We start from the raw sequence: 21,190 nt of genomic DNA, 5'->3' as shown, positions 1-21,190 counted from the left end.
GGGGAGCAGGGGGGCTGGGGGAAAAACAACTATTCCCTACCCTCACCAAGAATTTTGGGTTATTTGAGTATGACTCCAGTTTCAAAGTTTGGTTAGTGTCGAGAATTTTTGACTCTACATTCGCTTCAAAAAGATTTTGTGACACTAATAATTTAAGATTTGGGATTTTTGATGAAAATTCAATTCCCAATGCCGATTAACAAGTCCTATTTACTAAGGTACTTAAACATGGCTGAAATTAAAGTATACAGTGCAATTGTTTGTCCTTATGCTCACCGTACCCGCTTGGTACTCCAAGAGAAAGGCATCGACTTCGATTTGATTGAGATTGATTTGCAAAATAAGCCTGAAGGATTTACCAAAGTTTCCCCCTATGGGAAAGTGCCTGCAATAACTCATGGCGATAACCAAGTTTGGGAGTCAGCAGTAATTAACGAGTATCTCGATGAGGTATTTCCCAATCCACCACTGTTACCCAGCAGCCCCATTGATAGGGCACAGGCTCGCATCTGGATCGATTTTGCTAACACTAGGTTCGTTCCCGCTTTTTCTACCCTGTTGCGGAGTTCAGATCCCGAAAAACAAGAGGAAGCTAAACAGGAACTATATAAACATCTGGAATTCATTGAAAACCAAGGTTTAGCAAAGCTATCTGGAGAAGGCCCTTACTGGTTTGGTGAATCCATTAGTTTGGTCGATTTCACCTATTTCCCTTGGTTTGAGCGCTGGGCTGCACTCAAGCAGTATCGCGGCTTTGGAATACCAGAGCAATTTACCCGTCTACGCCAATGGAAACGTGCTTTGAAAGAGCGTGAATCTGTGAAAGCGATCGCTCACTCTAAAGAATTCTACATTGAGCGATATGCTAAATTCGCTGCACCTACTCTCGCTGCTGTTTAAACGTAATTCATAACTATGTTTCAAGTGGGAATTTAAACCCCACTTTAAATATAGAATTGAACTCTTTAAAATTACGAATTACGAATTACATCTTCCTTTTGGTGTTTGACTTCCTAATAATCAGCCTGGGTCTAACGCTTTCCTTGGGTGTGTAAATGTCTTGAGTCAACAGGGTGCAGGCTTCGCGGATTCTTGCAGCACTGAACAGGCAGACACCAAACAAAGTGCGTAGGCGTAGCCCGCCGTAAGTATCGCGGTCATTGTCTAAGCCATGACTGAAGATTAGCTGTATATCTGACTACGTTAGAAAGAAGGCGCGTCCATGTCGATTTATTTTCATCGTCAGACTGTAAACCCTGTAACCCAGAGCGTACACCCAGTCTAAGCCCTAGCGATAGCCGTTTCTACGTCTAAAGATACAAGTTTATTTAATTTTGAGAGATAATCAGAGATTAATGAGATATTAAGTTGAAAGACTAATTCAGATAGAAACTTATGACAACCGAGCAAGAGCTTCAATCTCTTTTTAATACCTTAGATAGCGATCAAGACGGCAAAATCTCCATTAATGATCTTTTTTTAAGTCCTGGCTTAAGTGCAATCATTTCATCAGAAACAAATAGCACTAGTCCCCAGGAATTGCTAGTAAATTATGATTTAGACAAAGACGGTAGTATTACCTTTGAAGAGTTAAAGGGAGCAGTTGAGAAAGCAAATAATTTAAACTAGCAACCCAATCCCTAACACCCAATACCCAATACCCAAAAATCCCTCTCTAGCCCTTACGGTCAGAGGTGGGATCTTGAACTAGATTTAAGACAGGCTACAAGACTAGAGTAATTTTTGCCGAGTAGAGATGCCATCTTTGCTGCTCTGGAGTTGAGCCAGGAACATTATTGACTCGCCGCAGTACATAGCTGCCGCGAAATCGCTGTGGAGTTCCATTTGTGGCGACCGCAGTCACAGTAACCGGAATCTCAATGTAGATTGAGCCTGCACCTGGGTCTGGTCTACCAGGTTTTCCAACCTCTACAGCAACAGATGTGGTGTTAGCAAACCCCTGCTTGAACTGCTCAAACGACTGCTTGCTAGCAACGCCATTTCCCTCCCAAACCGAGTAAGCTTGTTTATAGTCATGACGTGCGATCGCACTGTAATAGTCACGAATGACTTGAACTGCTTTCTGCTCAGGCGGCTTGGTATCAGCAGCATTTTTTGTGGGAGAGGCTGGTGCTGGGGTTGGACTGGACGCAATGAGATTTGCAACCGATGGAGTATTCGCAGCAGGTTGTTGTGATTTGGCAGAGTTATTACAGCCTGCGATCGCGATCGCAAATAGCATTGCTCCAACAATCATACGATGCTGTTTTAACCAGATATATGAAAAGTTCATCATTGACAAAGATACTTCTTTGGGATTCCACATACTAAAAATGCAATCTATACAAACATTGACAATTTTAGATGAGTATACTTCTATAATCTTTATTTGTGGCCCAAAAAGCTATAAATATCTCTGGCTTAAGGTTTCAGCATACTTGCAGGTAGTGTAGTTTCGCTCATTGTTGAGGATTTATATTTGCAGTTGACTACACCTGTGGCAGTTAGGCGCTGAATCCTCCGTCAATCATTGCGCTGTCGGCTTGGATAGCCAATGCCTGAATGCCAAGCGCCTGAACGATCCAGCGATTTCCTTGGCGCGATCGCCTAGATAACCAGCAATGCTCACGATCGAATGGCACTAAGAAAAGCCGAAACGCTTGTGGTTTAAGCAGTTTGCAATTGCTTGCGGAATTCATGGCGGGGTTTGGTGATCAAGGGGTAAATTTTGGGGCGACGTTTACGGACTCGTGGTTCATTTCTAGCCGGGCGGTCAGGAACAGCCTTGTGAGCAATAACTTTTAGCAAAGTGCGATAAATTCGGAGACGTTTTGTTGAAGTTGCTGCTAATAATTTGGGAATAACGCCACAGGCATCCCAACAAGGCGGGCGGTTACGCCAGGAGCAAACTTCATTCGCGATCGCAACACTTCATCAAGGACAATCGCCTGCCCCGTCCCGACACTGTTTAATAGCTTTAAAATCTGTAGCGCTTATCCTGTATAGCTTAGAGCTTTTCTTAGTGCCATTCGGAATAGGGGTATAGTAAGCGATCGCTGCGCCAAAAAGATAACCCTAAAAGTCAGGTCAAAGAACGTGGTATTCTCTGGAACCAGAAGGGTATTGTGTGATTTTAAGGAAAGGAGTGTGGACGTGAGATTACCGATTTTCGTTTCGCTTGTAATATCCTTAACAACAGCATTAGTCGATTCTGCGCTAGCCAAAGCTCCAAAGACTCCAAAACTGTGGGATCACAGAACAACACAATTGGCCTCAGTACCGCAAATAACTTGGAGCGATAATGCCTCAAATCTACGTGGACAGCTAAACCAAGATTTCGTATTCATTTGCCCACCGAATGGTTCTATTTACAAGGTATGGGGCACTGACGTTTATACGGACGATTCCTCAATTTGCAATGCGGCTGTACATGCCGGACTAATCACAACTAGAAATGGCGGACAAGTGACAATTAGAATTCGTCCGGGAGCAGGGTTTTACTATGGGACGACTCGTAATGGAGTGAACAGCCGAAACTACGGTAGTTGGGGAGGAAGTTTTATTTTACTTGGTTCAACACGATCGCCAGGATCACTGCAATGGAATGGCACAGCCTCAAATCTACGTGGACAGCTAAACCAAGATTTCGTATTCATTTGCCCGCCAAATGGTTCTATTTACAAGGTATGGGGCACTGACATTTATACGGACGATTCCTCAATTTGCAATGCGGCTGTACATGCCGGACTAATCACAACTAGAAATGGCGGACAAGTGACAATTAGAATTCGTCCGGGAGCAGGGTTTTACTATGGGACGACTCGTAATGGAGTGAACAGCCGAAATTACGGTAGTTGGGGAGGAAGTTTTATTTTTGTTAGATGATGACTATCACGTAGTTCACTGGAAAATTCCTGTGGCAGACAATGGCTTTGCCTTGGAAAATAAAAATCAAGTTGTTGAGTAGTTCCTGAACAGGTGCGAGCGAATTTGCGCTCTTCCTAATACCAACTAGTACTGCAAGGCGGAATTCAAAATTCAAGATTCAAACAGGTATATAGCGTAAGCGTTTCATGGTTACGTAGCTCTGCCGTTGGCGCAGCCTCTGGTAGAGAAGTATTGATTTGGAATGGGTGGTTTATTTGGATTAAAGGAATAATCTAAAATCTAAAATTGTTTGACTGAGTGCGAATTCAAGCAAGGGCAGCTAGAGCAAGAAATATGATAGGGTTAGAAGGTAAGAATGCCTTAATTACAGGTGCAACGTCAGGTATCGGTCAGGCGATCGCTATCAGACTTGCCCAACAAGGGTGCAACATCGCCATCAATTACCGCAAAGACCCGAAAGCTGCGGTAGACACGCAAGAGATGGCATTGCAAAAATCCTGCGTAAATGATCGAAAACTGGGGTGTGAAGTCGCTGCTGCTTCAGGGAGATGTCTCCCAAGAATCAGACATTGTTGAGATGGTCAACACCGTAGTAAAGGAATTTGGCAGTGTAGATATTTTAGTCAACAATGCTGGCATTCAAACGGAAAGTCCATCCCACGAAGTTACCACAGCAGACTTTGACCGCGTAATTGCAGTAAATCTCCGGGGTGCTTATCTCTGCGCCCGTGAAACTATTAAACACCTCCTGTCTCTTAATCGTTCGGGGGTGATTATTAATATTTCCAATGTTCACGAAATTATTCCTCGACCGATGTATATCAGTTATTCCATTAGCAAAGGCGGTATGGAAAACCTGACCAAAATCTTAGCATTGGAATATGCTAACCGAGGTATTCGTGTCAATGCCATTGGCCCCGGAGCAACGATGTCTACGACGGGCTATGCCTACACACCAATGAATCAAGACTGGATAGATGACCCTAAAAAAGGCGATGTTTACGACGGGCTACGCCTACGTGGAAAGTCACATCCCAATGGGGCGTGCTGGCTTCTCTGAGGAGATGGCAGCCGCAGTCGCTTTTTTAGCTTCGGATGAAGCCGCCTACATCACCGGACAAACGTTGTTTGTAGATGGTGGATTGACTCTGTATGCTGACTTCCGGGAAACTTGGTCAGCTTGAGGTAAGGCTTGCGTACTTTCCACAATTGAGCCGATACATACTATTAGTGGAATTAAACGCCTATGACTAGCGCCATCGATAAGAACAGTCTGTTGGAAGCAGAAGCCTGGAACCTGTTGGAAAAGTCCATAATTTATTACCAGGGAAAACCCATTGGGACAGTAGCCGCCCACGATCCGGAGTTAGAAGCACTCAATTATGATCAGTGCTTTCTCCGCGATTTTGTCCCTTCTGCCTTGGTGTTTCTGATGTACGGCAAACCAGAGATTGTCCGCAATTTCTTAGTAGAAACACTGAAATTACAAAGTCATGAAAAGCAGATAGACTGCTTTGAACCAGGAGCGGGGTTAATGCCTGCCAGTTTCAAAGTACATTTTAATGGGAATGAGGAATTTTTGGTCGCTGATTTTGGTGAGCAGGCGATCGCTCGTGTTCCCCCAATTGATTCCTGTATGTGGTGGATTCTCCTGCTACTAGCTCATGAAAAAGCTACAGGCGATTTGGCCCTAGCGCGTCAGCCAGATTTTCAAGCAGGAATCAAGTTAATTTTGGATCTTTGCTTGGTACATCGCTTTTCTATGTACCCAACAATGTTAGTTCCCGATGGCGCGTTTATGATTGACCGTCGCATGGGAGTCTACGAACATCCTCTAGAAATTCAGGTGTTATTCTATGCGTCTCTCAGGGCTGCTAGTGAATTGCTTTTACCAGATGGGGATGGCGATAGTTACCTCAGCAAAGTAAATAGGCGATTGGGATCTTTGAAATATCATATCCGCAACTATTATTGGCTAGACCTGAAGCGATTGGGGGAAATCTATCGTTACAAGGATAACGAATTTGGTAAAGAAATTGTTAATAAATTCAACATCAACTCAGAATCCATCCCCAATTGGTTGACCGAATGGTTGCCCGAAACTGGAGGATATTTGGCGGGAAATCTGGGGCCGGGACGGATAGATTTTCGCTTTTTTGCTCTGGGAAATCTGATGGCAATCTTAGCTTCCTTAGCAAGCGAAAAAGAATCTCAAAGCATTATGAATTTATTTGCTCAACGCTGGCAAGACTTGATCGGCTATATGCCTGTTAAAATCTGCTTTCCAGCTTTGGAAGGTTTAGAGTGGAGAATTGTTACAGGATGTGATTCTAAGAACAGGGCTTGGTCTTATCACAACGGCGGTAATTGGCCCGTTTTACTGTGGTTATTTACCGCTGCGGCACTGAAAGCAGGTCGAACAGAACTTGCCCAAGCTGCGATCGCTATTGCCGAAAGGCGTTTATTTAAGGATAAATTCCCGGAATACTACGATGGCAACAATGGTCGTTTGATTGGCAAGGAAGCCAGAATTTATCAAACGTGGAGCATTGCCGGATTGCTGGCTGCTAAAAAGTTCGTGGAAAATCCAGATTACTTGGAATTAATCAGCTTTGCAGAGGGTCTGGAAGGGCCGGGCTGTAGCCTGTAGGTACTGATTGCCCCGCAAGGCTCTACCCCGAAAATGATTTAGCTATGTAATTATACAGGGTGCATATGCTAAATAGCTACACTTATACAGCATGACAAGCGATGCCTCATGGCCAGCCGCTTCTCTACGAGACGCTCCGCAAATGCATCTACGCCAAACTCTTAGTAAGTATTAGTAAGTATAAGTTAATAAATAGCAGAGTTTTGCTATGTAAACTTATGAGCAACAAGTCGTGGCGATCGCACAGCCTCTTCTCTACCTTGGGCTGCGCCAACAAGTTACCCGACGTCTGAATCCCCTTCTCAAATACCCGATAACTGATACACTATATTGTAAGAGGTGTCTGAAGTGTCATACTTAGTAATATCACCAGATAGTCTTTGCATCCTTAACACGTTTTAACGTGTATAAACCATGAAAACTACTTCAGATTTAATTCCAGAATTTGAAAAACTATTCAGACAAAAATTACAACTAAATAATTGTAAACTCAGAAAGAAAAGACAAGAGAATAATTATGAAATTATTACTCCAGCTAAAGACATTTTTTTGATGTATTGGTCTGAATTCCCAGAAATTAACTTAATATATCAGGCTGTAGGGGTACGCACTCAGCAGACTGGAGTTTATGAGCGAGCTATCCGCTCCCACATTAGTTTTTGTGTGAGTAGTATCAAGGAGAATCCTCACTCGGAATCACCATTATTGGTAAAATAACGAATACTCAGATAACCCACAGAATCTTTACCGAAAGAGTGCTGAGTCAAAAAGTAAAACTAGACCAACCAGGCATCACCTTGGTCTAGAGCAAGTGCCTTGAGGCATGGAAAAAGAAATGCATATTTATTTCGAGCGTTAAGTGCCACCTTCGCTCTTAGCGTCTCGTAGAGAGCAAAGTTTGCGTCCTTATTTCAATCCCCTAGATTTATATATAGGGTTACTCAGCACTCAGTACTCAGCAGGGGCTAAATGCCCCGCTACCGCTAACAGCACTCCTGAACAAACTCTCGTCAGTTTTTGTCATATAACTGATGAGAGTTGATCACCGAAAATCTGTTGATCAAGAGATAAAAATGCAATCCGAAAAAAATCAAGATCAAGATCAGCTAGATTATAAAACCTTGTTAGCCAATGCAAAGCAAACTTTAAAAGTTGAATACCATAAATCAGCTGCTTTAGCATCCCAACTGCAAGCCATAAAAACTCAGTTAGAGCAAGTTCAGGCTGAGAACAGAACTCTGAGGGAAAGTGCTTATGAAGATGTAGTTAAGCACTTTGAGGCGCGTACTCAAGCAGCGGAAGCACTAGCACTAAAAACAGAAGTGCGTCAAAAGTTCCTTGAAGCCAATGGTTGCAAGGATGATCAGAGCTTCGATACTCTATGGGACAGCATTAAACATAAGATTCAGATCCAAGATGGTGAAGTGAGAATTGTTGCTCAAAATGGCACTCCCAAATTCACCTTAACGGGCAGCATGATGACTTTGAGGGATTTTATTCAATCCCTCAAACAAGACCCAATTTCTGGAAAATGCTTCTTGAACTAGAGAGCCAAATTAATCAAAGCCTCTCGCTAAAAGCCGACTAAAGATTGTAGCAGAAAGCTATTCATCTTCGTCTCCTGGCGGTCGTTCGCTCTCGCTTTGTTGGGCGTTCCACTCCAAAACAATGCGTTCCAACATCTCAGCTTGCGTACAGTTATTAACATCGGCGTACATTTTAATCAACTGCCTCACTTTCGGACTAACGTGGCGAATCTCTAGTTGGTTATCTTGTAGCATGTCGATTAACTTTTAGTGTCTACTAAATATGTTGAACCATTAAACTATGTCTGTTGCAAGAAATTTTGTTAATGTCTGACGACAAGCCCGGAAGCGGAGCGTCTAAACTCCAGTTACCTGCGATGTGTTTTAAAATCGCTTAACCTGGCGGGGCTGCTTCTTGAAAGGGACGAATAATCGCTGGGGCTGGTGTAACCTCTGGTTTAAAGATTCCCTGCAATGCTTGTTCTAAGGTTTGTGCCATGACAATCCGGTTTTCGTAAGCCACGACTACCCGCACCAAAGTTGGTAGACTATTCTGTGTGGCTTCTAAATAGATTGGCTCGACATACAGCAGCGATTGCTCAATGGGAATTACTAGTAGATTGCCTTGAATGGCTCTTGAACCCTGGCGATTCCACAGGGAAATTTGCTGGGAAATTGCTGGGTCTTGGTTAATCCGCGCCTCGATTTGCTCTGGCCCATAAACCAGACGTTCCTTAGGAAAGACATATAGAACCAGCCTACCGTAGTTGTTGCCATCCGATCGCGCCGCTAACCAAGCGATTAAATTAGTTCGTTGTTTGGGAGTGTAGGGTAGAAGCAAAATAAATTCTTCTCTACCAGAGGCTTCTCTTTCAGAGACGCGAACGCGAACGCCAATAAAGCTTACGGTGGGTAGACTAGTAATCAAATAATACGGCTCTACCGCACGGGCTTCACTGCCATAGATTTCGTTGGGGATTTGCCACTGGTCTTCCCGATTGTAAAATACCTGGGGATCAGTCATGTGGTAGGTCATCAACCGCTCAGATTGAATTTTGAAAAAGTCCACCGGATACCGGGTATGACTGCGGAGATTGACTGGCATTGTACTGAGCGGTTTGAACAGGTTGGGAAATATCGCTGACCAAGTGGCAATGATCGGATCGCTCTGATCGGCAATATAAAACTTAACAGTGCCGTGATAGGCATCAATCACCACTTTGATAGAATTGCGAATGTAGTTGATCCCATCGCTACCAGTGTCTGAGTAAGGATAGCGATCGCTCGTCGTGTAGGCATCAACAATCCAGTAAAGATAACTGGGATTACTGGGGAAATCTTGATTAGCAGCAGCAGCTACTAAATAGGGGTCGCTGTCAAATTTGAGGAAGGGTGCGATCGTTTGAATTCTTTGCTTTATATTTCGCCGAAGTAGCACTTTTGTATCTGGCAAAAAGTCCCGCGTCAGCAGCATCTGCCAATCTTTCAAATACATCGCAAATAGCCAGCGTCGCCATGCTGAACCGATTTTAACGCCACCCAGACCATCGTAAGAGTTGTAAACATTGTCACTACCACTGGGGTAGTCTAGCTCTCTAACTCTTGTGCCAGTCATCACATAAGTATTATTAATCTCCCCATAATAAATCCGGGGTTGCCCAATCGGAATGCTGTCACGAATGGCTTCATTGGAAGTTGTGAGGGCACTACTATCACTGCTAATATCTTTGACAAAATATTCTGGTAGCCCGCCCGGCCCAACTGTATTAACTGGGCTAACAGTAAACCCAAAACCGTGGGTATAAATAAGGCGGCGGTTAACCCATGTTTGAGCTTCCTGTGGTACGGCACTGTAGTCTAATTCTCGTGCGGCAATCAGTACCTGCCGGTGTTCTGTTGATTCAATTGGTTCCTGCTTAGGTTCTAGCGGCTTTTGGGTGGCAGGTCGTCGGCGTGAAGTTACATCTGTTTTGAGAGTGTAGCGGTCAATATCGGCATCGGGGAACCGATAATACGGCCGAATTTGTTGCAGTTGACGGTTAGTTTCTAACAGTGGTCGCTGATCCCAAAGCCGAATATTCCGAATTGTCAAGTCATTCTTTTGAATATCAGCTTCAGTCAATGTTCCTTGCGGGTTGAAGGTTCTGGCATCGATCGCCTCTAAATCGAATGCTTGGCGAGTCAAGGCGATAGTACGCTGAATGTAGGGTTGCTCTCGTTGCAACTCATTCGGTTGAACAATTAAATATTGCACCACAGTAGGTAGAACAACGTCAGCGGCTGCAACCATTACTAGATAAACCCCTAACCCGTAAAATATCAATCGGCGATACTGAGATTTGGGTCGCCAGAAAAACGTTCGCCAAAGTAGGTAAAAGGCGATCGCTACTGCCAGGATGCACAAGACGGTGTAAGCTGGCAACTGGGTTGTCACATCCGTATAGCTGGCACCATAACTGACTCCACGGGTAGAATACACGAGTTCATAGCGACTCAGCCAATAACTCAGAGCCACTACCAGCATCAATAAGCCAGCCATACCGGATAAATGACGCTGCTGCTGGGGCGAAAAACCGGGGAAAATTCCCTGACTCAAACTATCCCCTGACAGGAGATAAGTCAGAGTAACGGCGACGAAGCCATACAAACATAATCCCATCAGCCAGAGTTCTAGCAGTTCCCAAAAGGGTAATGAAAATACGTAAAAGCTGATATCTTGACCAAATAAAGGCTCAGTGCTATTGAAAAGGGTAGGGTGGAAATATTGCAGCACCTTTGGCCAGTGACGGCATAGGATGAATGCAAAAATGGGACTAAACAAAACTGCGATCGCAGTTAGTAAAAATTGGGGATAAATTAAAATTGCGATCGCTACTCCCACAATTAAACCGAGATCCCAGACTTGAGAGACAATCTGCCTCAAAAGTTGCCAGATTGTCTCTGGTCGAAATAGGGCGGGAATGGGTAGACTAGCGTTATTAACTGGAAAATGCCAGTAGAAAAGAGCAATTTGACCATAGTGAGCCAGCATCAACCCGATCAACAAGCTCAGTAATAGAGTTAGGGGTAATAACCAGCGCAATCTTAATGTTTGAAAGCGTTGCGGCGCAAGTATCCGGGTTTCGTTGCGTGTTGGATAATCACGACTGAGAAAATTTGTTAATTCACTACTGAGTTCTGCTGACTCAATCTTCAAAGACTGGGGATATTTTAGCCGTTGTGCTAGAGCCAGGTTTAGCAGTAGATAGGCAGCAGTTATCCCAGCCACCACTACCCACAAAACACCACGAGTCACTATCCTCAACAGAAATACTTGGAGGTAGCCGACTTCCTGAAACCAAAAAATCTCTGCTCCCAGGCGGCAACCCAGATCCAACAGTAGCCACAGCCCCAAGAATACAATTAATAGTCTAAAGCTCCATTTCCAATACATTCCGTGACAGCCAAACTAAAGGTGCGATCAGTCCCAATGAACAAGACGCGGGGAGGTATTCCCTATTTCAACTTAAATTCATCAAACTTCAATACTTCCGAATCAGGCTTGCGGGTATCAAAGCGATAACTACTTATCGTACCTGTCCCCGTATCAAAGATACTGAAAATCGTAATCTCATTACTCGCAATATAAGGCTTCGGCTTCCCATCTTCACCCAGCAAGGGAGCAATTGTTGGCACTGTCGGTTCTAAACCATTGGGATCACCAAGCTTAACATAATCCTCTTGATACCCAATTGGCACTTGTCGCTTTCTGTCACCCCAAGCAGCACCGTAAGTATTGCCCACATTAGATGTTTCCAGAAAGTGCATTCCACTGGGACTAACAAAGCGGTTCCACAAATGGGAATGCCCATAGAATACTAATTGCACATTAGCTGCTTCAAGTATTGGGACAACATCGCGGATAATATAATCTGCATCTTTTGGGTACTCGTAACGCACTGCTTTGAGATTGCTGTTATCCCGTTCAATTTTCTGTACTGGTTCTGTATAAGCAGGAACTATATTATCGCCCAGAGTGTGGGGCGGATGATGAAACATCACAACTTTGTATTTTGCTTGTTTAAACTCAGGGCTGTTGAGTTCTGCCTTTAGCCAATTGTACTGCTTGCTGCCTTTAGCAATTGGCTCATAAATCAGCTGTCCATAACCCCAATTTTCAGGATTTTTTAAATCCTTTTCTGCTTCTTGATATCTACCCTTACGCTTTCCATCTAAGTTGGGAGTGCGCCACATATTCGTAGCGTACAGTACCACCAAACGTACATCACCAAAACTGACTGCATAATACCTTTTTCCACCCTCTTTACTTTTTGGTAAAGAGAAAATCTCTTCGTAGGTATTAGTATTAAACGAATTATCTATTAAAGATTTATCTGGATAGATTTTTTGAGCAATGACGCGGGGAATTGTATCATCAAATTCATCATTTAAACTTCCTGTCCTGGCAAATCTCCCCATCACCTCATGATTGCCAATGCAAGTAAACATGGGTGCATGTTGAATGATTTGCCCACCAGTGTAGGTTGTCTTAACACCGTCGTGTGTCATGTCATATTTAGCACGACCTTGTAAACCGGGAAACAACGCACCACCACTATTATCATCAAACCATTCTGAGGCGCGATCGCTAACATTGACCAAATCACCTGCAAACCACACTCCATCGACTCGTCCAACCGTTTCTACCACCTTTTGCAGATTTGCCGATGTCATCGGCTTTAATTGATGGTCAGAGGTGAGTAAAATTTTTAATGGTGTATCCGGTTCTGGAGTAGCTGCGAGGCTAAAAACATCACTGCTAACACTCTCGCTGTCTTCTCGCACACTCGTGACACTATAATTTACCCGCAAACCAGGAGTTAACCCAGTCACCTCAGCTTCATGTCGCCAAATATCACGCTGGACGGGTTTTTGATAAACTTGGCCGTCTTTGGTTTGGTTTGCAACTCTTGACTCTTGGTCTTCACGCGTGCGACTAAGTTTGGTAATATTTGCCTTAGCAGTTTGTTTGAGATTTTCCCCGTAGGTTACTGTGTGATTAACACCAGCAAACTCAGTAAACCAAACTACTCGCACTGAGGTTTCAGTTGGCAGTTGCAAAAATGGGTCGGTGAGTAGTTGGGGTGCTGATGTCATAATTGTTTGCCCAAATGAACGCACACTTACCAGAGTAAAGCATATAACAAGCACAAGCATAGCCACTGAGGAGATTTTACGGCTGCTTTTGCGTTTGAGCATGAGTAACATACCAAATTTTGTCGGGTGTCCGTGACTTAACGCAATTTTATTATTAGTCTTTTTGCGGACAGGGTTAAAAATTTATCCTTCATAAAGAGTCTAGTTTCAGCCAGGACTTACGCAAACAATAGCCGAAACCCTTATTTTCAGGTAGGGGCAATTCATGAATTGCCCCTACAGTGTGTACTTTTGCGTAAGTCCTATCAGCATTACGCGTCATGTGTAGGCTTCTCCAGCTTTTATAAAGTTTTATACTATATTTTTTTGAATCCAGTGTAATTACTGAACGAAATTTCACATAAGTCAATTAAATTTAATTTGAATCTTTGTTTAAAGATACTACTTCTATAAATATCTCATTACAGATTAATTAATTGTTTTTAATTGAGAGATATACAACAATTTAAAAGCAGCATAATTTTATCTGACTAGCGGCAATTTTTGATTATTTCAAAACTTTGGAAATACTGCGAGGTGTAAGCTTCGTGGTCAGAGTTTATTGTGCAGTTTAAAAATACACAACTGGTAAAAACTTTATATTTATGTCTGTATTAGAAGTGCAAGAGTCTATCTTGAATTCACTCCAAAATCTGAAAAGCCTTGATGCACTCAAAAAATTGTTTTGGAGTCAATTGAACTATGAACGAGTGAATAAAGAACTTTCTCATCGAAAATTGACTGATGTAGTTGCTAACGAACTTAGAGATGCTCCCTTATTATTAGCCTCTGGTGGCGCTAATAATGCTTTTCACATTATTTATGCACATTTGCAATCAGAAGAGTTGTCAAGACAAAGTGAAAGAACAGTTGTGGAGGCTCTTTTGAAAGAACATCCTTATGCACTAATTGTTTATTTTATGCCCGTGCTTTACAACTTTTAAAACCAGGTGGGATGTTAACGTTTATTTCTTCTAATAAATGGTTCCGCGCTAAATACGGGGAAAAATTGCGAAAGCATATTGCTGATAGTTGTCATGTTGAAAGTATCACAGATTTCGGTGACTTACCAGTATTTAAAAGCGCGGCTGTTTTGGTAATGATTTTTATCTCACAAAATGGAAAAAATACAACCTCTTCAAGTAATTTTACCCAGGTAACATCTTTGAAACCACCTTATCCTAATGTGCTAGAAATTATTCAGGAAAACGGACATATTCTAGCTAATGATGCTTTTAAAAGTTCAGATTGGATGCTGACTGATGCAAATTATACTAGTCGTATACGAAAGATGGAGTCAGCCGGCGTTCCATTAGGTGAATATGTCAATGGTCAGATTTATTATGGCATTAAGACTGGCTTTAACAAGGCATTTATCATTGATGGAACAAAACGAGCAGAACTAATTAATAAAGACTCTAAAAGTGCAAAAATTCTTAACCTGTTGGCTGTAGGTGATGATGTTCGCCAGTGGCGGATTGAGTCCAAAAATCGCTGGCTGATTGTTACACGTACCGGTATTAATATTAAGCGTTATCCAGCTATATTTACACATTTAAAACAGTGGCAAGATGAATTAGAAAAACGTTCTGACAAAGGAAATTTCTGGTGGGAACTTCGCGCATGTGATTACTACGCTGCATTTTATAAACCTAAAATTATCTATCCTGTCATTGCAAAAGAAAAATTATGATTTGCATTGGAACCCAGTAAAACTAATTCAACCTTTTGGTCGCATTGACAGAATTGGTAGCGATAAAGATGTAATTTATGCATACAACTTTTTACCTGAATTAGGTATTGAACGTAATTTAGGCTTGAAGCAAAAGCTTAAAAATAGAATTCAAGAAATTCATGACTCTATTGGTGAAGATTCTGCAATTCTTGACCGAACTGAACAATTAAATGAAGAAGCTATGTATGCCATTTATGAGCAACAGGGTAAACAGTTGAGTCTCTTTGATATGGAAGAAGAAGAGGGTTTCTTGGATTGAAATGAAGCTGAAGAAATTTTGATAAAACTCCAGAAAGAAGACCCTGGTCAATTTGAGCGGATTGCTAATTTACCACATGGTATTCGTACAGCTAAATTCTCTATGCAGCAGAAGGGAACATACGTTTTCTGTGAAGCTTCAGACCCCAATCGACCTGATATCAAAGGCTATCAGCAGTTGTTTTTATTAGACGATGAGGGAAATATAGTTTCTAGAGATATCCCCCGCATTCTGGGTGCAATTAAAGCTGATTCTACTACTCCCACTTTAACAGTTCGCAAAGAGCATAACTCTGCTGTGATGCGTGTCAAATATCAATTTGCAGAAGAAGTGAAGCACCGCCAAGCAGAACGAGAATTTAACCAGCGTTTGACTCAGGGACAACGGTATATTCTCCGTGAACTGAGAATATTTTTTAAATCAATCATAGACGAAAAAGTAAAAGGTGAAGTTAATATTCTAGAAAAGGCGTTTCGTAGTTCTATGATTCAAGTAATCAACCGAGAGTTAAATATACTGCGACGTAATGGTTTCATCGGTCAGGAATTGTTTAATCAATTGGTGCAAATTTACCGACAACATAATATGCACGAATGGCTGAATAATAATAGTTTACCTACACTGTCTGAGCCAATTCCGATTATTATTTGTAGTGAAGCTTTGGAATGATAAGTAATTAGGCAATAATAAATCAAACTATATTACGTAATGTAAAATTAATTAAATTAGCTTGTAGTCAGGGCTTCAGCCCTATTTTAAGGGTTAAAGCCCTGACTACAAACCTTTAATTATTCACGCCCACTTACTTAGGTGTAATTCTGTAACGATTTTATGCTAGGGATTTGGTATCGTTTCGCAGACCTGATTGAAAAACCTGCCAATCTTTTGAAAAGACTAGCAGGCATGGCTTATCATCAATCGGAGCGGCGGGATTCGAACCCACGACCTCCACTACCCCAAAGTGGCGCGCTACCAAGCTGCGCTACGCCCCGGTCAGAATTATTATCATACAGCAAAACTTTGGGATAATCAAGAGGCAAATTTAAAAAACTTTAAGCATCCCAGCAGCTTGCAGTAAATCTGGAACAGCAGAAGCATCCCATTTACCTTCTACACATCGCCCTTTATTCAAGATGAAGCGCAGACTGTAATCATCAGGATAGCCTCCTACCTCCATCCATAATAAATCGCTTTCGGCTTCACAAGCAATTTTTTCCTCTTCCATTAATTCAGTTGCGAGTTGCTTCATGGTGTCTGCTAGCTGTGCTAATAGACGACAAAAATCATTCAACTCGGCTTCGGTTAACTCAATTGCCCAATCATCTGTACCGACTAAACCTTTATATTCAGATGCATCGGGGTTCCAGCCAATACGCCAACCAAATCCGGTTTTTACAACGCGTTCCATAAAAAGTTAGGAGTTAAGAGTTATTGATTTACAACTCATAACTCTCTCGTTACCTCAGTAATTCGGCACCTCCTCGTTGTGGTGCCTGTGGTGGCTGTGGGGGAGTGGATGTAGTCGGACTGGGTGTGGTGTTGGGGCTAGGGGGTAGGGTATTTTGGGAAGTAGGATTAAATATATTGACTAAGACTTGCACTAGGGCATCTCGCTGGCTGCGGGTGAGACTCTTGATGGCTTTGCGATCGCCTTCCATCGGATTTTCCCGTAGTGAATCATTTCCTGGATAGCTAGTATCATACATAATTTCATTGGCACCCAGGTAATCAGCTAAAGTCAGCTTCCAATCCAAGCGATAAATTGGGGCGCGTCCTTTGGTATAAATGTGATATCTAATCAGGCGATTTACTAAGGTGTTGTTTTCGGCAACTTTCCCATTTTCTTTGCTGATATACTGATTTTCCCGTGGGAAATCTGGCAATTGCTGATATACTAACTGCCAAACATCGCTAGGAGTGATTCTCTGAGCGATCGCAGGTTGGATACTAAATAAATTCCTATGTATTAATTTGCCCCCCCCTGAACCCAAAACAATTACACCCACTACCATTAAGGCAGTGAGTGTCTGCCAGGGCTTGAGTAGGGGTTGAATGAACGATAAATTTTTGCTCATCCTACCTTCTCTAAAACCTTTTTTTATAATTCACCGATAATTTCTGGCTGAGTCAATTCATCGGACATTTCGATAATTGCCCTTAGCACTGGCTTCATCATCACATCTTCGTTATTTTCAAAATCTTCATAACGCCGACGTTTAGCACGATTTGCCACCTGAACCGTAATGCGGTAACGATTTGAGGCTGCACTAATCAGATCCTCAGAACGGTGCATAATCTGAGACTGAGTTGTCTCGAACTTAGAACGCTTTAGCATAATCAGTGGTTCTTGGGGTTACTCTCCAGTGTAGCAGTACTGATAAATCTGCTGCTGTGTGTTTAATCGCTAACAACCTGCTATATAGAACTTCACCAAACTTATTTAAATCTAGCCATTCAACCCACATTCCGCAGCCAGAACTGTCACACCGCAACTAAATGGATATATTATATAGTACATAAAAACTAGTTATGGGGAGAGTTTATTAGAGCTAAATAAGAATATTCTTTTATTGCCACCGTTACTATACCTGTATAACTTAATTTTTGGCAGATTTTTAATATGTTTTCTTTGCGATTCCAGGCTACTTAATTTGATTAATAGTCTGGAATTGTCATGCTTTTTTTCTGTTTTTCACTTGATACATAAATCTTAATTGATTAAATTACAAGTATAGATTTTGATTATTAATTCTATTTGAAGTTGCTTTAATTATTTATTGCTTTTTATTGAGAATAGCTGAGTGTCGCTTTTACTTTCTTAGGACTTACGCAAAACTACACGCGCTCAGGGGCAATTCATGAATTGCCCCTACCTAAAAACCATTCTTTTCAGCTATTGTTTGCATAAGTCCTGTTTCTAAAATGTCTTGATTGCGTCACCTAATGTATTTTTTATTCCCTATTCATATATTTACTTCAGTAATAACCGATTGTAACAATAGTTTGCTTCTCTGATATAGCAGGGAACAGGGAACTCTTAACAGGGTTGAGAAAGTCTCTTGGTTGGTGTCAGTGTTTTCTGATTAGCTGATGTCAACCGCTACCTGGCAACTGCTATATATGTGTATTTAAAAACATTTGTATAATCGTCCAGAGAGTTGGACTGTTTTATTTATACACGAAAAAGCGCTTGAGAGTTTTGCTCACTCAAGCGCTTTTTCGTAAAAGCTTATACCAACTCACTCGTTTGATGCAACATTTGAAATCTGCAACACTCCCTAAGGAGGGAGCATTGCGGGGATAACTTGTGACAAACATGTGGTGAAATGGTATCACTCCTTGCACTAACTAAGAATATCTCTTTTGCAATAATACCGGGGATCGGATGAGTGACAGTTTATGAACTGAACACTAGTTAAAAATGACTCACCATGAATAGTAACTAACACGACTAAGCACGATTGTAGCAATTTTGTAAGTATAGTATAAAAACTTATAGTTTCTTCGCGTAGGCGTAGCCCAATCTAGGCATCGCCTACCTCTGAGTGTAGTTTCATAATATGCAGCAATTAGTAGCATAAATATCTCAACTTCGGCGGCAAATGCACTGTAAACCATCAGTAGAGAATCGCCATCGAGTAAGCTAGAGAAGTCTTGGATATTAGCATCGAAGCGATTTGAACTGAAATAAATCATCACCTCCTCCATAGATGGAGGTATTCTTTAGAGAATGGCAACCCAAGAACAAATCCTCGCTCCAAGCAGATTGAAAACTTTGGGTTGGGTATCTTCTATCTCTTAGCAAACGGTGACATCCAACTCTTCCGCATAGTGTAGGCGGTTACTTCCTTTGTTGAAGCAAAACACAGCTTTTTCACCGACGATTCCCGCGATATTGAAAACGATTTCGCGTGTTTCTATAGCAGTTCTCTTGTGGATGCAACACATGGTAGGGGCACAGCAATGCTCATTGGTATGAACTTAAGTTAAAACCCTTTTACAGACCTCGTTTCCAGCCTCTGGCTGGAAATGCTCCTCATTGGGCTGCTGCCGCAAGTCAAGAGGCAGCATCTCATAGGCATTCCCAGTCTCTGACTGGGAACGAGACAATCTCTAAAAGCTGCTTCTAGAGGGCTTTCACGTTAAGTTGACACCAATGAGCTTTTTCTGTGCCCCTACGAGCAGACGCCTTAATCTGGCCATCTAGGTGTGTGGTAAGATTGCCTAGAACAGAGGTTTCATCTAAGTTGGAGTCTTGTATCAATTGCAAAGGTCAAACAATTTTGGATTTTAGATTTGCGATCGCGTAGCCTTAGCGAGTCTTCTCCCATCGCCCTTGGCGTCTCGTAGAGAAGGGGAGAGGCCAAGGGCGAACGAGCGTCTTTTAGATTCACTGCACCCACTCTTGGATTGCAGCTTGGGGATTTTAGATTTGAGAGCAGGTATAGCAGCCTTGCTTGAACCGAAAAACCAATCCAAAATCCAAAATCCAAAATCTAAAATTGGCACGGTCAAGCTGACCGATGATTAACTTCCACGATACTTTTCCTATGGATTTGGAAAATATACAACAAGACTGGTGACAAACTGAGTGGAATTTGTAGATGAATATCTAGGATTTTCTACCAGATTTAACCAACTTCCCACAATTTTGACTTTTATTTGACTTTTAGGATACACACATGAACGATAAGCTGATGCTGATGATTCCAGGCCCAACCCCGGTGCCAGAAGCTGCCTTACTGGCATTAGCCAAGCATCCGATTGGACACCGTACTAGTGAATTTAGCAACATATTGGCAGAGGTGACGGAAAACCTCAAGTGGCTGCACCAAACTCAAAGTGATGTGCTGACGCTAAATGTCAGTGGTACGGGTGCTGTAGAAGCCGCAATAATTAATTTCCTCTCTCCAGGCGATCGCATTTTAGTTGGTTCTAATGGTAAATTTGGCGAACGCTGGGTAGAAGTTGGTCAAGCCTACGGTTTGAATGTAGAAGAAGTTAAGGTGGAATGGGGAAAACCCTTAGACCCCGCAGTATTTGCCGAAAAACTCCAAGCAGATACCCAAAAGCAAATCAAAGCTGTAATCATTACCCACAGCGAAACCTCGACGGGTGTGTTGAATGATCTAGAAGCCATCAACCGCCACGTTAAAGAACACGGTGAAGCTTTAATTATCGTTGATGCCGTCACTAGTTTGGGTGCGTTCAATCTACCCGTGGATGCTTGGGGTTTGGATATCGTCGCCTCTGGTTCCCAAAAAGGTTATATGATTCCGCCGGGATTGGGTTTTGTCTCTGTCAGCGCCAAAGCTTGGGAAGCTTACAAAACTGCGAAGCTACCGAAATATTATTTGGATTTAGGCAAATATCGCAAAGCCACAGCCAAAAATACAACTCCATTTACTCCACCTGTGAACTTGATCGTAGCGTTACACACCACGTTGCGAATTATGAAAGAAGAAGGTTTGGAATCAATATTTGCTCGACACGAACGGCTTAAGAATGCTACCCGCGCCGGCATTCAAGGGTTAAATTTACCCCTGTTTGCAGCAGATAGTTCCGCCAGTCCGGCGATTACGGCTGTAGCACCACAGGGAATTGAACCGGATAAGATTCGGTCATTGATGAAAAAACGCTTTGATATTGCCTTAGCAGGCGGTCAAGACCATTTGAGTAACAAAATTTTCCGTATTGGTCACTTGGGTTTTGTGAGCGATCGCGATATCCTCAGCTGTATAGCATCCTTAGAAGTTACCCTAACAGAACTTGGCTACGAAGACTTCACACCTGGATCTGGTATAGCAGCAGCAGTTAGAGTGTTTAGTCACTCCTGAGTACCGAGTCATGGGTGATATTATGTCCGCTTGATCACTTATTAAACCCGAAGAACCCCACCCCGCCAAAGCTATGCTTTGTCTCCCCTCCCCGCAGGCGGGGAGGGGTTGGGGGTGGGG

At 42.5% G+C, this 21,190-nt stretch carries 21 protein-coding genes, 1 tRNA gene and 1 pseudogene; 13 read left to right on the top strand and 10 right to left on the bottom strand.

Going from position 1 to position 21,190, the window contains the following annotated elements; all coding sequences use genetic code 11:
* The 3 genes from HWQ41_RS05655 to HWQ41_RS05645 form a co-directional block, all read left to right on the top strand.
* Positions 1 to 200 (top strand): hypothetical protein (locus tag HWQ41_RS05655; RefSeq protein ID WP_292760575.1); only part of this gene is annotated, 200 nt, incomplete at its 5' end.
* 28 nt (positions 201 to 228) lie between these two features.
* Entirely contained in the window at positions 229 to 900 is a 672-nt protein-coding gene (locus tag HWQ41_RS05650; protein ID WP_292760574.1) for a glutathione S-transferase family protein, read from the top strand.
* Between the two features lie 495 nt (positions 901 to 1,395).
* Positions 1,396 to 1,629 (top strand): EF-hand domain-containing protein, encoded by a 234-nt coding sequence (locus HWQ41_RS05645; RefSeq protein ID WP_292760572.1) that lies wholly within the window; start codon positions 1,396 to 1,398, stop codon positions 1,627 to 1,629.
* A 94-nt stretch (positions 1,630 to 1,723) separates the two neighbouring features.
* Here the strand turns inward: HWQ41_RS05645 and HWQ41_RS05640 are convergent, their stop codons facing one another.
* Positions 1,724 to 2,296: a hypothetical protein gene (locus tag HWQ41_RS05640; RefSeq protein ID WP_292760571.1), complete on the bottom strand. Its 573-nt coding sequence runs from the start codon at positions 2,294 to 2,296 to the stop codon at positions 1,724 to 1,726.
* A gap of 208 nt (positions 2,297 to 2,504) precedes the next feature.
* Positions 2,505 to 2,699, bottom strand: coding sequence for a hypothetical protein (locus HWQ41_RS05635; protein ID WP_292760569.1), 195 nt, complete (start codon positions 2,697 to 2,699; stop codon positions 2,505 to 2,507).
* A gap of 454 nt (positions 2,700 to 3,153) precedes the next feature.
* Between HWQ41_RS05635 and HWQ41_RS05630 the strand changes: the two genes are divergently transcribed.
* The 5 genes and pseudogenes from HWQ41_RS05630 (at position 3,154) to HWQ41_RS05610 (ending at position 8,085) form a co-directional block, all read left to right on the top strand.
* Positions 3,154 to 3,885, top strand: a complete 732-nt coding sequence (locus HWQ41_RS05630; protein ID WP_292760568.1) for an LCCL domain-containing protein — start codon at positions 3,154 to 3,156, stop codon at positions 3,883 to 3,885.
* A 336-nt stretch (positions 3,886 to 4,221) separates the two neighbouring features.
* Positions 4,222 to 5,072, top strand: a pseudogene (locus tag HWQ41_RS05625) (glucose 1-dehydrogenase).
* A 62-nt stretch (positions 5,073 to 5,134) separates the two neighbouring features.
* Positions 5,135 to 6,538, top strand: coding sequence for a glycoside hydrolase 100 family protein (locus HWQ41_RS05620; protein WP_292760566.1), 1,404 nt, complete (start codon positions 5,135 to 5,137; stop codon positions 6,536 to 6,538).
* A gap of 414 nt (positions 6,539 to 6,952) precedes the next feature.
* The gene (locus HWQ41_RS05615; protein ID WP_292760565.1) at positions 6,953 to 7,255 is read left to right on the top strand and encodes a hypothetical protein; all 303 of its coding nucleotides are present in this window, start codon (positions 6,953 to 6,955) and stop codon (positions 7,253 to 7,255) included.
* Between the two features lie 356 nt (positions 7,256 to 7,611).
* The gene (locus HWQ41_RS05610; protein ID WP_292760563.1) at positions 7,612 to 8,085 is read left to right on the top strand and encodes a hypothetical protein; all 474 of its coding nucleotides are present in this window, start codon (positions 7,612 to 7,614) and stop codon (positions 8,083 to 8,085) included.
* 57 nt (positions 8,086 to 8,142) lie between these two features.
* Here HWQ41_RS05610 and HWQ41_RS05605 read toward each other — a convergent pair whose 3' ends face one another.
* From HWQ41_RS05605 to HWQ41_RS05595, 3 genes are all read right to left on the bottom strand, one after another.
* Complete coding sequence (locus HWQ41_RS05605; protein WP_292760561.1) at positions 8,143 to 8,319, bottom strand: hypothetical protein; 177 nt, start codon at positions 8,317 to 8,319, stop codon at positions 8,143 to 8,145.
* Positions 8,320 to 8,458: 139 nt separating this feature from the next.
* Positions 8,459 to 11,497 (bottom strand): UPF0182 family protein, encoded by a 3,039-nt coding sequence (locus HWQ41_RS05600; RefSeq protein ID WP_292760560.1) that lies wholly within the window; start codon positions 11,495 to 11,497, stop codon positions 8,459 to 8,461.
* Positions 11,498 to 11,559: 62 nt separating this feature from the next.
* Positions 11,560 to 13,200: a metallophosphoesterase gene (locus HWQ41_RS05595; protein WP_292760558.1), complete on the bottom strand. Its 1,641-nt coding sequence runs from the start codon at positions 13,198 to 13,200 to the stop codon at positions 11,560 to 11,562.
* A gap of 644 nt (positions 13,201 to 13,844) precedes the next feature.
* Here HWQ41_RS05595 and HWQ41_RS05590 point away from each other — a divergent pair.
* The 4 genes from HWQ41_RS05590 to HWQ41_RS05575 are packed head-to-tail and all read left to right on the top strand — an operon-like array spanning position 13,845 to position 15,902.
* Entirely contained in the window at positions 13,845 to 14,183 is a 339-nt protein-coding gene (locus HWQ41_RS05590) for a hypothetical protein (protein WP_292760556.1), read from the top strand.
* Between the two features lie 11 nt (positions 14,184 to 14,194).
* On the top strand, positions 14,195 to 14,932 hold the full coding sequence (locus HWQ41_RS05585) for an Eco57I restriction-modification methylase domain-containing protein (RefSeq protein WP_292760554.1): 738 nt from the start codon (positions 14,195 to 14,197) through the stop codon (positions 14,930 to 14,932).
* Positions 14,913 to 15,233 (top strand): hypothetical protein, encoded by a 321-nt coding sequence (locus HWQ41_RS05580; RefSeq protein WP_292760553.1) that lies wholly within the window; start codon positions 14,913 to 14,915, stop codon positions 15,231 to 15,233. Before HWQ41_RS05585 ends, HWQ41_RS05580 begins: the two co-directional genes overlap by 20 nt.
* 18 nt (positions 15,234 to 15,251) lie before the next feature.
* Positions 15,252 to 15,902 (top strand): hypothetical protein, encoded by a 651-nt coding sequence (locus tag HWQ41_RS05575; RefSeq protein WP_292760552.1) that lies wholly within the window; start codon positions 15,252 to 15,254, stop codon positions 15,900 to 15,902.
* 249 nt (positions 15,903 to 16,151) lie between these two features.
* Here HWQ41_RS05575 and HWQ41_RS05570 read toward each other — a convergent pair.
* The 5 genes from HWQ41_RS05570 to HWQ41_RS05550 all read right to left on the bottom strand — a co-directional run bounded on the left by HWQ41_RS05570 (position 16,152) and on the right by HWQ41_RS05550 (position 18,929).
* Positions 16,152 to 16,225, bottom strand: a tRNA-Pro gene (locus HWQ41_RS05570).
* 50 nt (positions 16,226 to 16,275) lie between these two features.
* Complete coding sequence (locus HWQ41_RS05565) at positions 16,276 to 16,641, bottom strand: DUF1818 family protein (protein WP_292760551.1); 366 nt, start codon at positions 16,639 to 16,641, stop codon at positions 16,276 to 16,278.
* A 49-nt stretch (positions 16,642 to 16,690) separates the two neighbouring features.
* Positions 16,691 to 17,308 (bottom strand): hypothetical protein, encoded by a 618-nt coding sequence (locus tag HWQ41_RS05560; protein ID WP_292760550.1) that lies wholly within the window; start codon positions 17,306 to 17,308, stop codon positions 16,691 to 16,693.
* Positions 17,309 to 17,331: 23 nt separating this feature from the next.
* Positions 17,332 to 17,568, bottom strand: coding sequence for a DNA-directed RNA polymerase subunit omega (locus HWQ41_RS05555; protein WP_292760548.1), 237 nt, complete (start codon positions 17,566 to 17,568; stop codon positions 17,332 to 17,334).
* 1,091 nt (positions 17,569 to 18,659) lie between these two features.
* On the bottom strand, positions 18,660 to 18,929 hold the full coding sequence (locus tag HWQ41_RS05550; protein ID WP_292760547.1) for a hypothetical protein: 270 nt from the start codon (positions 18,927 to 18,929) through the stop codon (positions 18,660 to 18,662).
* A gap of 986 nt (positions 18,930 to 19,915) precedes the next feature.
* On the opposite strand from HWQ41_RS05550, the gene HWQ41_RS05545 reads away from it, so the two are divergent.
* On the top strand, positions 19,916 to 21,070 hold the full coding sequence (locus HWQ41_RS05545) for an alanine--glyoxylate aminotransferase family protein (protein ID WP_292760545.1): 1,155 nt from the start codon (positions 19,916 to 19,918) through the stop codon (positions 21,068 to 21,070).
* Positions 21,071 to 21,190: the final 120 nt, after the last annotated feature.

The organism is Nostoc sp. NOS(2021) (genome assembly GCF_017115025.1).
In the GTDB taxonomy this organism is placed as follows: domain Bacteria; phylum Cyanobacteriota; class Cyanobacteriia; order Cyanobacteriales; family Nostocaceae; genus Nostoc.
Note: the sequence above shows the minus strand (reverse complement) of the source record. Positions and strands in the feature narration are given on the sequence as shown.

Excerpts from the sequence above, each read along its gene's own strand:
- HWQ41_RS05645 (WP_292760572.1), top strand. The coding sequence starts at position 1,396 with ATGACAACCGAGCAAGAGCTTCAATCTCTTTTTAATACCTTAGATAGC.
- HWQ41_RS05615 (WP_292760565.1), top strand. The coding sequence starts at position 6,953 with ATGAAAACTACTTCAGATTTAATTCCAGAATTTGAAAAACTATTCAGA.
- HWQ41_RS05595 (WP_292760558.1), bottom strand. The coding sequence starts at position 13,200 with ATGACATCAGCACCCCAACTACTCACCGACCCATTTTTGCAACTGCCA.
- HWQ41_RS05560 (WP_292760550.1), bottom strand. The coding sequence starts at position 17,308 with ATGAGCAAAAATTTATCGTTCATTCAACCCCTACTCAAGCCCTGGCAG.
- HWQ41_RS05550 (WP_292760547.1), bottom strand. The coding sequence starts at position 18,929 with ATGATTTATTTCAGTTCAAATCGCTTCGATGCTAATATCCAAGACTTC.
- HWQ41_RS05545 (WP_292760545.1), top strand. The coding sequence starts at position 19,916 with ATGAACGATAAGCTGATGCTGATGATTCCAGGCCCAACCCCGGTGCCA.
- HWQ41_RS05635 (WP_292760569.1), bottom strand. The coding sequence starts at position 2,699 with ATGAATTCCGCAAGCAATTGCAAACTGCTTAAACCACAAGCGTTTCGG.
- HWQ41_RS05620 (WP_292760566.1), top strand. The coding sequence starts at position 5,135 with ATGACTAGCGCCATCGATAAGAACAGTCTGTTGGAAGCAGAAGCCTGG.
- HWQ41_RS05585 (WP_292760554.1), top strand. The coding sequence starts at position 14,195 with ATGTTAACGTTTATTTCTTCTAATAAATGGTTCCGCGCTAAATACGGG.
- HWQ41_RS05650 (WP_292760574.1), top strand. The coding sequence starts at position 229 with ATGGCTGAAATTAAAGTATACAGTGCAATTGTTTGTCCTTATGCTCAC.
- HWQ41_RS05565 (WP_292760551.1), bottom strand. The coding sequence starts at position 16,641 with ATGGAACGCGTTGTAAAAACCGGATTTGGTTGGCGTATTGGCTGGAAC.
- HWQ41_RS05555 (WP_292760548.1), bottom strand. The coding sequence starts at position 17,568 with ATGCTAAAGCGTTCTAAGTTCGAGACAACTCAGTCTCAGATTATGCAC.
- HWQ41_RS05610 (WP_292760563.1), top strand. The coding sequence starts at position 7,612 with ATGCAATCCGAAAAAAATCAAGATCAAGATCAGCTAGATTATAAAACC.
- HWQ41_RS05640 (WP_292760571.1), bottom strand. The coding sequence starts at position 2,296 with ATGATGAACTTTTCATATATCTGGTTAAAACAGCATCGTATGATTGTT.
- HWQ41_RS05605 (WP_292760561.1), bottom strand. The coding sequence starts at position 8,319 with ATGCTACAAGATAACCAACTAGAGATTCGCCACGTTAGTCCGAAAGTG.
- HWQ41_RS05590 (WP_292760556.1), top strand. The coding sequence starts at position 13,845 with ATGTCTGTATTAGAAGTGCAAGAGTCTATCTTGAATTCACTCCAAAAT.
- HWQ41_RS05600 (WP_292760560.1), bottom strand. The coding sequence starts at position 11,497 with ATGTATTGGAAATGGAGCTTTAGACTATTAATTGTATTCTTGGGGCTG.